We start from the raw sequence: 12,632 nt of genomic DNA, 5'->3' as shown, positions 1-12,632 counted from the left end.
CAAGGGAATTGACGGCTGCACAGTCGAAAGGATGAAGTCGTGTCTCATGAATTCCGCAAGAACCCGGCCGCGGTTGACGCATTAAGCCCTGAGCAATACCACGTCACCCAGGAGTCTGGGACCGAAGTTCCGTTCACCGGCGAGTATTGGAACAACCACGAACCTGGCATCTACGTCGACGTTATTTCCGGTGAGCCGCTTTTCGCGTCGGTGGATAAGTTCGACAGCGGAACGGGCTGGCCCAGCTTCACCCGGCCCGTCGACGCGGACAACGTCGTCGAGAAGCGTGACCGAAGCCACTTCATGGAGCGCGTCGAGGTCCGGTCGACTCATGGTGACAGCCACTTGGGCCACGTGTTCACCGACGGTCCACCAGAAGCCGGCGGTTTGCGTTACTGCATCAACTCGGCATCGCTGCGGTTCATCCACCGCGACGACCTCGAAACCCAGGGTTATGGGCAGTATTTGAGTCTGTTCACGAAACGCGTTCCGGCACAGGATCAAAGTCTCGCGGAGCCGCAATCATGACCGATCACAAGATCGCCATTCTCGCCGGTGGGTGCTTTTGGGGCATGGAGGACCTGTTCCGCACACAGCCCGGTGTGGTATCCACCCGCGTCGGCTACACCGGCGGCAATAACGCACATCCGACGTACCGCAATCACCCCGGCCACGCCGAGGCACTCGAAATCACCTACGACCCCAGCGAGACCGACTACCGGGCGCTGCTGGAGTTCTTCTTCCAGATCCACGACCCGACTACCAAAAACCGTCAGGGCAATGACGTCGGGACCAGTTACCGGTCAGCAATCTTCTATCTCGACGACGAGCAAAAGCACATCGCCTTGGCGACCATCGCTGATATCAATGGGTCCGAATTGTGGCCCGGCGAGATCGTCACCGAGGTCAGCCCGGCGACCGAGTTCTGGGAAGCCGAGCCCGAGCACCAGAACTATCTCGAGCGTTACCCCTCGGGATACACGTGCCACTACATCCGCCCCGACTGGAAGCTGCCCACGCGCAGCAATGCCACCAGCGTCGAATCGACCTCGGAACATGCGAATCCGACCACATAGCGACGCGGCCCTGGCAGTACAGCAGCACCGAGACACGATGCCCTGTGATTGGCAAGTCCTGATTGCCGCCTATCTCCCGGTCACACTCTACGCGGTTCTCCACGCCAAGGGCTGCGGCTCACCTGGGCGCAGAGTCCGCGAACGGTGATCGGATGACTCAGAATCAGAACCTGGCCGCGCTCTCGGCAGCCGGTGTGTCGGTCTGGCTGGACGACTTGTCCCGCAGCCTGCTTCAATCGGGCACGCTGCAGCACCTGATCGACACGAGAAGCGTTGTCGGGGTGACCACTAACCCATCCACCTTCGAGCGCGCACTCACAGATGGGCGCGCGTACGACGGCCAGATCGCCGAACTGACGGCGCGCGGTACCGACATCGATACCGCGATCCGCACCGTCATTACCGACGATGTGCGGGCGGCCTGTGACGTGTTGCGCCCGCAGTGGACGGCCTCCGACGGCGTCGACGGGCGAGTGTCCATCGAAGTTGATCCGCGGCTGGCCCACAACACCGATCAGACAGCCACCCAAGCCGTCGAGTTGGCCAAGATCGTCGACCGGCCCAACGTGCTCATCAAAATTCCGGCCACCGCTGCAGGGCTGCCCGCCATCACCGCTGTCGTGGCCAAAGGTGTCTCGGTCAACGTCACGCTGATCTTTTCGGCGCAACGCCACCGCGCCGTGATGAACGCCTACCTGGCCGGCCTGGAAGCCGCTCAGCATGCGGGGCTGGACCTATCCCAAATCCACTCAGTTGCCTCGCTTTTCGTATCCCGCGTCGACACTGAGGTTGACAAGCGCCTGGAGATGATCGGCACCAGTGAGGCGCTCGCGCTGCGCGCACAGGCGGGCATCGCCAATGCGCGGCTGGCGTACTCGGCCTACCAACAGGCGTTCGAAGCCGGGCGGCGGTATGCCGCACTCAGAAACGCCGGCGCCCGTGCGCAGCGCCCACTGTGGGCCTCCACCGGCGTCAAGAACCCCGCCTACCCCGACACCATGTACGTCACCGAACTGATCGCCCCCAACACCGTCAGCACCATGCCAGAAAAGACCCTCGAGGCGGTCGCCGACCATGGCGCCATTACCGGGGACACCATCTCCGGCACGGCAGGACAGGCGCAGGCCCTGTTCGACCACCTCCGCGACGTGGGGATCGACGTACGTGACGCGTTCGCCGCTCTCGAAAACGACGGCGTCGCCAAGTTCGCCGCATCCTGGCGGCAATCACGCCGGCACTGGCCATCGGACAGCCGCACCGAGCGGCACTGAGGAGACAGATCTGATGTCCACCTCTGCGCCCCCGCTGCAAGGGCCTCAGGCCCGCCGGGCATTCCCCGCGCGCGTTGGCCCGAAGGGCAACCTGATCTACCGGCTGCTTACCACGACCGATCACAAGCTGATCGGGATCATGTACATCGTCGCCTGCTTCACCTTCTTTTTCGTCGGTGGGCTCATGGCGTTGTTGATGCGCGCCGAGTTGGCCGCGCCCGGGCTGCAGTTTTTGTCCAACGAGCAGTACAACCAGCTGTTCACCATGCACGGCACCGTGATGCTGCTATTTTATGCGACCCCGATCGTGTTCGGGTTCGCCAACCTGGTACTGCCGCTGCAGATCGGCGCCCCCGACGTCGCGTTCCCTCGGCTCAACGCATTATCGTTGTGGCTCTTCATGTTTGGTGCACTAATCGCCCTGGCAGGATTCCTCGTCCCTGGTGGCGCCGCGGACTTCGGTTGGACCGCCTACGCTCCGCTGTCCGACGCGATCCATTCCCCGGGTCCTGGAGGGGATCTCTGGATCCTGGGCTTAATCGTCGGCGGGCTGGGCACCATCTTGGGTGGGGTCAACATGATCACCACCGTCGTGTGCCTGCGGGCGCCGGGGATGACCATGTTTCGGATGCCGATCTTCACCTGGAACATCCTGGTCACTAGCATCATGGTGCTGGTGGCCTTTCCGCTGTTGACAGCCGCGCTGTTCGGGCTGGCCGCCGACCGCCACCTCGGCGCGCACGTGTTTGATCCGGCCAACGGGGGAGTCCTGTTGTGGCAGCACCTGTTCTGGTTTTTCGGCCACCCCGAGGTGTACATCATCGCACTGCCGTTCTTCGGCATCATCACCGAAGTCATCCCGGTGTTCTCCCGCAAGCCGATGTTCGGCTACACGACCATGGTGTATGCCACCATCAGCATCGGGGCGCTGTCGATCGCGGTGTGGGCCCATCACCTCTACGCCACCGGGGCGGTGCTGCTGCCCTTCTTTTCCTTCATGACCTACCTGATCGCGGTCCCCACCGGAATCAAATTCGTGAACTGGATCGGCACCATGTGGAAGGGCCAGTTGACCTTTGAAACCCCAATGCTGTTCGCGGTGGGCTTTTTGGTGACATTCCTGTTGGGCGGTTTGTCGGGTGTGCTGCTGGCCAGCCCCCCGATCGACTTCCATGTCACCGACAGCTATTTCGTGGTGGCGCATTTCCACTATGTGCTGTTTGGCACCATCGTGTTCGCCACTTACGCCGGGGTGTACTTCTGGTTTCCCAAGATGACCGGGCGGCTCCTCGACGAACGGCTGGGCAAGCTTCATTTCTGGTTGACCCTGATCGGTTTTCACACCACGTTCTTGGTGCAGCACTGGCTCGGCAACATGGGCATGCCGCGTCGCTATGCGGACTACCTGCCCACAGATGGGTTCACCACACTCAACGTCGTCTCCACAATTGGGGCGTTCACCCTCGGGGTTTCGATGCTGCCGTTCGTCTGGAATGTGTTCCGCAGCTGGCGCTATGGCGAGGTCGTCACCGTCGATGACCCCTGGGGATATGGCAACTCCCTGGAATGGGCCACCAGCAGTCCACCGCCGCGGCACAACTTCACCGAATTGCCACGCATCCGTTCCGAGCGGCCCGCTTTCGAACTGCACTACCCCCACATGATCGACCGGCTGCGCGAAGAAGCACACGTCCGCCGCCGCGTGACGCATCATGATGCACTCGCGGTCGTGCACCCGAACGACAGGACGCGGTGAGCAATGACTGGCCAGTTCGAATCAATCATGACCGGCGTTGCCGGCCACATGGGAAATTACGCCGACGCCGTGAGCATCGGCGCACCACCAATCAGCAACGGCATGAACGCAGTCCATCATGCGCTGATCGGTGATCTGTCGACCCTGTCGGACGCGGCGATCAAGACGTCTGCGCTGTTTGTGACCGCAGCGATTCTATTTCGGTTCACCGAACGACGAACCCTCGCCGAATGCGCGCCATTCGATTGGATTGCAGCCGTAGCTGCCGGCGCCATCGTCGGACGTGCGGCCACTGCCTCTGACACATCATGGTTGAAGGCGACGACTGCGCTAGTATGCCTTCTCCTCACCCACGCACTCCTAGCCCGACTCCGCTTATTTCCCGCGTTGTGCCGGTTCATCGACCCGCCATTAATGGTTCTGGTCAACGACGGGGTAATCAATCGGCACAACCTTCGCCGCTGCGGGCTCACGGTCCGAGATTTGGACGCGGTGCTACGCGAGCACGGGCACACCAACACCGACCATGTTCGACTGGCAATTCTCGAAGCCAAAGGCGCCATCTCCGTCCTGACTGCCGAACCGCCGCCCACCCCCTCGGCCAAATGCGAAAGCTCCTGCCGCTAGCCAGGTATCAGGTATTTGTCGATCAACTGTGAACGAGCCAGCGCTGTTGGACACGTCACCGCCCAACGAAGGAAGGCTCCCTCTCGCATGCGGGCCGGGGCCCGACGCGCATCACCCGAGTCCGCCGTTGCAGCCGGGAGGGAAGGGCTGTCCGCTCAACAAACAACGACACGGGGTTTGCCGCCGGTAGTCTTCCGCGTGGTGAGTGGCCGCAGCCAGAGCACGGCCTATCCGCGACGAAACGGGCATCCAAGAGGGTCCGCAGCGGCCGGCCGAGACATCGCACCCCCCGGCGGCGGCGACACCCGCGGGCAGCTCAGATTCGCTAGGCTCACTGGAGGCGCTGAGTAAACCGAGCCCAGCGCAGCGCGCAGGGGAACCTTCGGATGCACAGGCACCAGCACCCGATCGCAGCGGCATATCGCGCACGTCTGTGGCGCGGCCGCTGGTGTTCGCTACCCATTCGATATGGGCGCCGCGGCGAACGATGAGCAGGCCACGGACATGACCGCCAGCGGTTCTGCCCGCGGCAACGATGCCCAGCACGTCGGTGAGGGAGCGGTGGTGTTGGCCACCAAATTGCACGTACCGGCGGTACGGGATGGGCTCATCCATCGGTCAAATCTGCTCGACGCGCTGCGTACCACGGACTCCCGAAAAGTCACCCTGGTCAGCGCCCCCGCAGGGTGGGGCAAGACGACGTTGCTGGCGCAGTGGCTAGCTGACGTTGCTTGTCACCGCCACGATCAGCGATACGGATGGCTGTCGCTTGATCCGCCCGACAACGATCCCGTGCGCTTTTGGCGATACGTGATCTCGGCACTGCAAACCGCAAGCCCGGGCGTCGGCGCTCGCGCACTCGAGCTGTTGGATATGGGAGCGCCGCCCCTCCAGGCGGTGTTGCCGACCTTGCTCAACGAACTGGCCGTTATTACCGACCGGATTGTGCTAGTCCTCGATGACTACCACTTGGTGATCAACCCAGCGGTGCACGAGCAGATGACCTTCCTTATCAGCCACATGGCAACGAACCTTCACGTTGTGGTAGCCACCCGTTCTGACCCCGTGTTACCGCTTGCCCGGCTCAGGGCGCGCGGTGACCTGATGGAAGTCCGCACCGGGGATCTGCGGTTCGCCACCACCGAAACAGACCAACTCCTCAACGACGTGCTGGACCTGGATCTGTCCGAGGCGGATATCGAGCTGCTGTGCCAACGCACGGAAGGTTGGGCCGCGGGTCTGTATCTGGCCGCGCTCTCACTTGCCGGACGGGCCAACACGCAGGCGCTGATTAGGACGTTCGCGGGCGATAACCGCCACATCGTCGATTACCTGATGGCGGAAGTGCTTGATGGTCAATCCCCGGCGCGGCGTACCTTTTTGCTGCGTACCTCCATTTTGCGCAGGCTCAGCGGCACGTTGTGCGACGCGGTTCTGCAAGAGCGCAACTCGGGCGCGGTCCTGGAGGCGATCGAGCGAGAAAACCTGTTCCTGGTTCCTCTAGATTCGACGCGGCGCTGGTATCGCTACCACCACTTGTTTGCCGAGCTGCTGCGCACAGAGCTGTACCGCTGTGAACCGGATGCGTTGGCCGGACTACATCAGCGTGCCGCCGCCTGGCTCGAACATGAGGGCCTTATCGATGCCACCGTGCGTCACCTCAGTGAAGCCGGCGACCTCACGCGGGCGGCGGAGCTGATCGCAGCGAACTGGGTCACCGAGTTCAATGCCGGCGGTCTGTCCACCGTGTCGGGCTGGCTTGACCTTCTTCCCAGCGAGATCGTGGTGCACGATCCGCGCCTGAGCGTGGCGCGGTCCTGGATCGCGCAGAACGAGGGTCGCATCAGTGACGCGGCCTTCTGGATCGACGCCGTGCAGACCGCGGCCTTCGCCGACACCAGTATCGAAGCCCAAGCCGTGGTGCTCAGCGCAATCCAGTCATTCAAGCTGGGTGACATTTCCGGCGCCCTGTGGACCGCACAGCGAGCGATCACTCTCGATCTTGGTGATGCGCCGCTGGCGCGATCCGGCGTCTTCTGCATTTACGGCAACACGTTGTATTACTCGGGGCGCATCGATGACGCCGAAGCCTCCTACCGCCGCGCCGTGCAGCGAGCCGACGAGATCGGCGATCGCCGCTACCGCATCTACGCCCTGGGTTACCTGGCGTTGATCGCGGCTGAACGCGGCCAGTTTGCGCTCGCCGAGCAACAGATCCGCCGAGCAAACGGTGGGGGGACGGACCTCGCGGCTGAAGAATACTTCGTAGGTGTGATGGTGTCGCTGGCCGCCGCCACAGTCTTGGACAAGCACGGTCAGGTCGCCGCTGCCGCCGATGCCGTTGAGATGGCGCTCAATTCGGCGCGCCAGGGCGGAGCGATCCCCGAAATCGCCAAGGCGCTGTTGGCCAAGGCTGGGATCCTCGAACACCTCGGTGATCACCCCAGCGCAGCCCAGGCTCGCACCGAAGCTACGACGCTGCTTGCGCGCAGCGCCGACGCCACGATCGGGCAGACATTGCTCATCTCGGAGCACCCGAGCACCACCGTATCGGCGGGTAGCCCGCCGTATGGGGCCGGTGAGGAGCTGACACCCAAAGAGCTCGAAGTACTCGGTCTGCTGGCTACGCGCTTGTCTCGGCGCGAGATCGGGCAGCGCTTGTACGTGTCGCTCAATACCGTCAAGAGCCATCAGCGGTCGCTGTATCGCAAACTCGGGGTTGATGACAGGTCCAGCGCAGCCAAAGCGGCGCGAGACCTGGGCTTGTTGTAGCCCACAAGCGCAACGTCGTTGGGCCATTCATGCCCGGCCACTGCCCATGCAGGCCGGGGTTTCCACCCGGGTGAATAGACGCCGTGGGTGATGACAGTTCACCCGGGTTGGCCTCAAGCTCGAAGACGGTAACCCGGGTTGGAGCGGCGCCACTCGCGTCTTCGCCCTAGTCCACATTGTCTGCCGAACCATCCGGTTGAGCAGCGTCACTGCACTCGGGTCCGCTGCCACGCTGGGGATGACGACAAGCACCGGACAGGAGGCGTGCTGACGTGATCGATGACGAGGACGCCCAGATCCGTTTCAGTGGACCATTGTTCACGCTCGGTGAGTCGAGTGAAGTGGCTCAGCAGCTGGTGTCAACCTCCATTCGCGGGCTTGGAGGTCGTGCGATGCCGCGGCTTCTGTTCCCTCGGCAACGCCGGACCAGCCGCCCCATGACAGCTGACCACCACATGCATTGCTTTGGCGTAACCAGCTGGACGCAGCGCTCTGGCGTGCTGTCGGGATCGGTAACGGTGGTGGACCGCGGCGCGTGCCAATACGCATGCGTGGGCCAACAGCGCCGAGACGATCTCGGTGTGGTCATTCGGAGCTGCCGGAACAATGGGGGGTTTTCGCAGCTATGACCGCAACGTTTCGTGTGAATGTCGCGGCTCAAGCGCGTGCGCTGCTCGACTTGGACCAAGCGCCGGTATCGCTGGGGTTATACCCGTTAGTGCGCGGCGGATACGACCGGATCATCTTCACCGGGACGCGAGCCGTCCATCTGGCGGCGTGCGCCAGCTGGCAGCGGATGCAGGTAGGCAAGAAAGTCAGTCGGTGGATCGATACCGCGAGTCTGTTGGGCGAAGTCGATGCGATCACTTCGGATTCGCTCATCATCGCGACCTCTCGGTCGGGCAGATGCGCAGAAGTGCTGGCATTGCTGGAGAGGTTCGACCAAACGACCTGGCCGGCAACACTCGTCGCCGTTACCGAGGACCTCGCCAGCCCATTGGCCGAAGCTGCCGACTGTGAGGTTCTGCTGCGCAGCGAGTCTTCAAGCAGCCCGACGGGATTCTTGAATGCCCTAGCAGCGCATGACTATCTCGCGTCGATGATGCTAGGTGAAGATAATGACGATGTCGCCACCACCGCGCATGTAGTGGCGGCGACAACGTTTCCCACCGTGGTGCGTGAGGTTGCAGCTCATCACGCCGCCCATCCACGAGGACGGCTGGCATATTTCGGGTTCGACGAACATGCCGCGACGGCACTCTACGCCGCGCTGCTCACACGCGAGACGACACCTGTTGACGGCCACGGCTACATCGTCCGACGAGGCCTCCCGATCTCGTTGGTGCCCAACGTGTTTCCGTCGACCGCTGTGCTTTTCACCGGCAGTGGCGGCGCCGACGACAAGTGCGTGGGGAGATTGGCCAGCGAATTGGTGGCCGCCGGAACCGCCGTGCTGATCATTGGGAGCACCAATGTGCCTGGGGTGCAGCGTATCTCAGGGCCAGATCGCCATGTCAGCGCCCAAGTTGCCCATGGCGTGCTAATCGCCGAGCATTTCGTGTCATGTCTGGCCGCCGAAGCACAGGCCGATGGTCTCATGCACTAACGCCCGTTAGTCGACGGTGCAACCCACTGAAATCTGTCTGTCCATGAACCCCGCGCCTCCCTGGCGGTCTCGTCGGTGCCAGCATGGGCCACCCGCTGGGCTGCATCGGTGTAGCCCCGCTGCTGTTATGGTTACGTCGCCACAACCCGGAGTGGGTAATGTTCGACTTCGGTGTGATCTCATCAGAGGTGACGTCTGGACTTCTGTATGCCCGGCCGGGGTATGCCAGCTTGAGTGCGGCCGCCCACGCCTGGCTTCAGCTGGCGGCCGAGCTCGATACCACCGCGCGCCTTTACAGATCCGTCCTGCAAACCTTGTCGGGTGTGTGGCGCCGGGCCCTCGGCAGCAGTGATGCGGGCCACCACGACCCTTATGTGTTGTGGCCGCAGACCACGGCTGTGCGTGCTAACTGAAGTCCTCAGATGATTGGCAGGATACAGATTCGTGTAAGTCGCACGTCCGCACGATTTTTGAAGACCTTGCCGGCAGGACCGACGTTGCATTGGCGTGACGTCTAGGGGCCCGGCTGCAAATTAGCCCCAAGGTGGGGAGCTTCGGGGAGAGTCGACTGCCGGGCCACTTTCCGAGACCCCGGACGCCTTTCGTCGGGGTCCCGTCCACGGCGTAAAGGGCGATGAATTCGAGGCCGTCGTTATGGCGCTACCGTCGGCTTCGTCCGCAACTACACATGTTCTGGACGACTGGCGGGATGGCAATAATTCAGAGCAACGCAGGGTGCTGTACGTGAGAGTGAGTCGCGCTATGAAAGAGCTGGTGCTCGTGGTGCCTCAATCTCGTCGAGACCAACTGGTGTCCATTCTGGTCGCCGCCGGAATCCAACACTCTGTGACTGTCGCATGAGCTGTGAAACTCGCTCGGAGGTCGCGGATCCCAGTGCCCATCCAAGCGCAATGCATCGAGGCTGAATGTTCCTGAACAGGACTTTCGCAACGAAGATGGGCAAGCAACTGCGACACACCGAGGTTTTGTCAAAGTATGCAGGCGTGTCTTGTTCATCTTCGCTGCATCTCGACAGCAGTGTCGGGGGCTAGCGCGCATCAGGGCGGCTAGCGCACCGCGGTCACCATTGCCTCGATGCGCCGCAACGCGATTGCGCACACCGTGACATAGGGCGCCGCCCACCACGGCGCGGCCATGCCGACCCGCGATCCGTCGCCCACCGGGTCCACCCAGTGGCGCGTCGCGGGGACGCCGGCTACCCGCCAGGCCCAATGTCGAACCGGCTCGAAGTCGGTGATGACGAAGGGGGCCGGAACCAACAGCGACGTGTTGACCACCCCGGTCGCGCCCAACGCCAGTTCGGTGTGCGGTTCGTCAAGTCGGGCGCCCCGGATCGTCGGGCCCCACTTCGGCCACGCGTCGAGGTCGACGAGCACGGCCCACACCGCCGACGGCGGCGCCGCGACCGTGCGGTCGACGGTGAGCATCAGTCCACTGCCCTTCACGGGGCCGACCGCCTTCGAAGGGCCTTTGGCGCCGGCCGGGGCGCTGCCGCTCGGGAATCGGTCCGCCACATGGTGACCGGCATACCCGAAATGGCGCGGCCCGATCCTTCCACCTGCGACAGCGCGCCGCAGCACGGGTCTGTGGCATCCACATTTCGTCATCTGACGTGCATGGACACGTCACAGCCGCGATGCCGATTCGCTCACCGACTACGCAACGTTGATTTACATGAGCATTGCTTCTGTCCTGATCCCCAGCGACAAGCCCGACGGCGCGACGACGGCGTCGTCCGCCGGGCCCCGATACTCACTGCTGCTGTCGACCGACCCCAGCATGATCGAGGCGGCGCAGCGGCTGCGGTACGACGTCTTCAGCAGCACGCCCGGCTTTGCGCTGCCGGCGAACGACGGCGAACGACGGGATGTCGACAGGTTCGACGAGCACTGCGACCACCTGCTGGTCCGCGACGACACCACCGGCGAACTGGTGGGTTGCTACCGCATGCTCGCCCCGGCCGGCGCGATCGCGGCGGGGGGCCTCTACACCGCGACGGAGTTCGACATCCGCGGCTTCGACCCGCTCAGGCCGTCGCTGGTGGAAATGGGACGCGCGGTGGTGCGCGAGGGGCACCGCAACGGCGGCGTCGTCCTGCTGATGTGGGCCGGCATCCTGGCCTACCTGGACCGCTACGGCTACGACTACGTGACCGGCTGCGTGTCGGTGCCCATCGGCGGAGATTCCGAAGCCCCCGGTAGCCAGCTTCGCGGGGTGCGCGACTTCATCCTCAGCCGGCATCCGGCCCCGCCGCAGTACCGGGTGCGTCCGCACCGGCCGGTGGTGCTCGACGGGCGGACGCTCGAGGAGATTCCGGCTCCCGCACGGCCGTCGATCCCGGCGCTGATGCGTGGCTACCTGCGGCTGGGCGCTCAGGTGTGCGGCGAGCCCGCGCACGACCCCGACTTCGGGGTGGGCGATTTCTGCGTCCTGCTGGAAAAGCAGCGGGCCGATACGCGATATCTCAAGCGGCTGCGCTCGGTGTCGGCCGCCTCGCAGCTGGCCGGCGGCGACCGATGAGCGCTCCCGCCCGCCCCGGGCACCCCTGGCTACCACGCGCATCGTGTGACGCCGGTTGTGTGCGCCGCGGCGACGTGGCCGCGTCGCCGGGGCTGTTGGTGGCGCTGCGGGTGACGCTTCGCCTCCTGCTGGCGCTGCTGCTGGCCCCCGGGGTGGCGCTGCTGGCGGTGCCGCTGCCCGGCCGTACCCGGGTGCAGCGCATCTACTGCCGGATGGTCTTGCGCTGCTTCGGAATTCGGATCAGGGTGACGGGCAGCCCGATTCGCAACCTGAGCGGGGTCCTGGTGGTCAGCCCGCACATGTCGTGGCTGGACGTCTTTGCCATCGGGTCGGTGTTGCCCGGGTCGTTCGTCGCCCGGGCCGACATGTTCACCGGGCCCGCCACCGGGATCGTGGCCCGCATCCTGAAGATCATCCCGATCGAGCGGTCCAGCCTGCGGCGCCTGCCGGCGGTGGTGGACACCGTCGCCCGCCGGTTAGGCGCCGGACAGACGGTCGTGTGCTTCCCGGAGGGCACCACCTGGTGCGGTGCGCCCGGCGACGATCCCGGCCGTGCGGTGGCCGGGCCTGGGGGCGGCCAGCCGCACCGCGGTCGCGGGGCGTTCTATCCGGCGATGTTCCAGGCCGCGATCGACGCCGGGCGTCCGGTGCAGCCGCTGAGGCTGACGTACCACCACGTCGACGGCAGCGTCTCGACCGTGCCGGCTTTCGTCGGCGACGAGACGCTGGTGGGGTCCATCCGCAGGCTGCTGACCGTGCGCCGCACCCTGGCCAGGGTCCACGTCGAATCCCTGCAGCTGCCGGGGACCGATCGGCGGGCCTTGGCGAGCCGCTGCCAGTCGGTCGTGGGCGCGGGCACGCCCCGGCCCGCCGGTCACGGGTCCGTGCTGGTGGCCTCATAACCGGATAGTGACCGCCCGGCTTCGCCGCGCTTGCGATCACCACGTAACCCGATGGTGGTGACCCGCGGCGCCCGGCTTCGC

11 protein-coding genes are annotated in these 12,632 nt (G+C 64.3%); 10 read left to right on the top strand and 1 reads right to left on the bottom strand.

Annotation, left to right across the window (positions count from 1 at the left end):
• Positions 1 to 39 precede the first annotated feature (39 nt).
• From msrB to ACEL92_RS18975, 8 genes are all read left to right on the top strand, one after another.
• Positions 40 to 528 (top strand): peptide-methionine (R)-S-oxide reductase MsrB, encoded by a 489-nt coding sequence (gene msrB, locus ACEL92_RS19010; protein ID WP_374022236.1) that lies wholly within the window; start codon positions 40 to 42, stop codon positions 526 to 528.
• Positions 525 to 1,076: a peptide-methionine (S)-S-oxide reductase MsrA gene (msrA, locus tag ACEL92_RS19005; RefSeq protein WP_374022235.1), complete on the top strand. Its 552-nt coding sequence runs from the start codon at positions 525 to 527 to the stop codon at positions 1,074 to 1,076. The genes msrB and msrA overlap by 4 nt, the downstream gene beginning before the upstream one ends.
• A gap of 152 nt (positions 1,077 to 1,228) precedes the next feature.
• On the top strand, positions 1,229 to 2,347 hold the full coding sequence (gene tal, locus ACEL92_RS19000; RefSeq protein ID WP_374022234.1) for a transaldolase: 1,119 nt from the start codon (positions 1,229 to 1,231) through the stop codon (positions 2,345 to 2,347).
• Between the two features lie 13 nt (positions 2,348 to 2,360).
• Complete coding sequence (ctaD, locus tag ACEL92_RS18995; RefSeq protein WP_374022233.1) at positions 2,361 to 4,103, top strand: cytochrome c oxidase subunit I; 1,743 nt, start codon at positions 2,361 to 2,363, stop codon at positions 4,101 to 4,103.
• A 102-nt stretch (positions 4,104 to 4,205) separates the two neighbouring features.
• Positions 4,206 to 4,730, top strand: coding sequence for a DUF421 domain-containing protein (locus ACEL92_RS18990; protein ID WP_374026273.1), 525 nt, complete (start codon positions 4,206 to 4,208; stop codon positions 4,728 to 4,730).
• A 468-nt stretch (positions 4,731 to 5,198) separates the two neighbouring features.
• Positions 5,199 to 7,502, top strand: coding sequence for a LuxR C-terminal-related transcriptional regulator (locus tag ACEL92_RS18985; protein WP_374022232.1), 2,304 nt, complete (start codon positions 5,199 to 5,201; stop codon positions 7,500 to 7,502).
• Between the two features lie 625 nt (positions 7,503 to 8,127).
• A complete protein-coding gene (locus ACEL92_RS18980; RefSeq protein ID WP_374022231.1) occupies positions 8,128 to 9,108 on the top strand; it encodes an SIS domain-containing protein in 981 nt (326 codons plus the stop codon).
• A gap of 83 nt (positions 9,109 to 9,191) precedes the next feature.
• Positions 9,192 to 9,521, top strand: coding sequence for a PPE domain-containing protein (locus ACEL92_RS18975; RefSeq protein WP_374022230.1), 330 nt, complete (start codon positions 9,192 to 9,194; stop codon positions 9,519 to 9,521).
• Between the two features lie 654 nt (positions 9,522 to 10,175).
• Here ACEL92_RS18975 and ACEL92_RS18970 read toward each other — a convergent pair.
• Positions 10,176 to 10,556 carry an SRPBCC family protein gene (locus ACEL92_RS18970; RefSeq protein WP_374026272.1) on the bottom strand — a complete coding sequence of 127 codons (381 nt, stop codon included), beginning with the start codon at positions 10,554 to 10,556 and terminating at the stop codon, positions 10,176 to 10,178.
• Between the two features lie 247 nt (positions 10,557 to 10,803).
• Here ACEL92_RS18970 and ACEL92_RS18965 point away from each other — a divergent pair, with 247 nt between their 5' ends.
• Together ACEL92_RS18965 and ACEL92_RS18960 are read left to right on the top strand one after the other, a co-directional pair.
• Complete coding sequence (locus ACEL92_RS18965) at positions 10,804 to 11,649, top strand: GNAT family N-acetyltransferase (protein WP_374022229.1); 846 nt, start codon at positions 10,804 to 10,806, stop codon at positions 11,647 to 11,649.
• Positions 11,646 to 12,551 (top strand): lysophospholipid acyltransferase family protein, encoded by a 906-nt coding sequence (locus tag ACEL92_RS18960; protein ID WP_374022228.1) that lies wholly within the window; start codon positions 11,646 to 11,648, stop codon positions 12,549 to 12,551. Before ACEL92_RS18965 ends, ACEL92_RS18960 begins: the two co-directional genes overlap by 4 nt.
• The last annotated feature ends 81 nt before the right edge of the window (positions 12,552 to 12,632 follow it).

Origin of the sequence: Mycobacterium hainanense (genome assembly GCF_041890355.1) — a bacterium.
Taxonomy (GTDB): domain Bacteria; phylum Actinomycetota; class Actinomycetes; order Mycobacteriales; family Mycobacteriaceae; genus Mycobacterium; species Mycobacterium hainanense.
This window is presented reverse-complemented; position numbering and strand designations above follow the sequence as displayed.

Coding starts and splice junctions, on each gene's coding strand:
- msrA (WP_374022235.1), top strand. CDS start 525: ATGACCGATCACAAGATCGCCATTCTCGCCGGTGGGTGCTTTTGGGGC.
- tal (WP_374022234.1), top strand. CDS start 1,229: ATGACTCAGAATCAGAACCTGGCCGCGCTCTCGGCAGCCGGTGTGTCG.
- ctaD (WP_374022233.1), top strand. CDS start 2,361: ATGTCCACCTCTGCGCCCCCGCTGCAAGGGCCTCAGGCCCGCCGGGCA.
- ACEL92_RS18990 (WP_374026273.1), top strand. CDS start 4,206: ATGAACGCAGTCCATCATGCGCTGATCGGTGATCTGTCGACCCTGTCG.
- ACEL92_RS18985 (WP_374022232.1), top strand. CDS start 5,199: ATGGGCGCCGCGGCGAACGATGAGCAGGCCACGGACATGACCGCCAGC.
- ACEL92_RS18980 (WP_374022231.1), top strand. CDS start 8,128: ATGACCGCAACGTTTCGTGTGAATGTCGCGGCTCAAGCGCGTGCGCTG.
- ACEL92_RS18975 (WP_374022230.1), top strand. CDS start 9,192: ATGGGCCACCCGCTGGGCTGCATCGGTGTAGCCCCGCTGCTGTTATGG.
- ACEL92_RS18970 (WP_374026272.1), bottom strand. CDS start 10,556: ATGCTCACCGTCGACCGCACGGTCGCGGCGCCGCCGTCGGCGGTGTGG.
- ACEL92_RS18965 (WP_374022229.1), top strand. CDS start 10,804: ATGAGCATTGCTTCTGTCCTGATCCCCAGCGACAAGCCCGACGGCGCG.
- ACEL92_RS18960 (WP_374022228.1), top strand. CDS start 11,646: ATGAGCGCTCCCGCCCGCCCCGGGCACCCCTGGCTACCACGCGCATCG.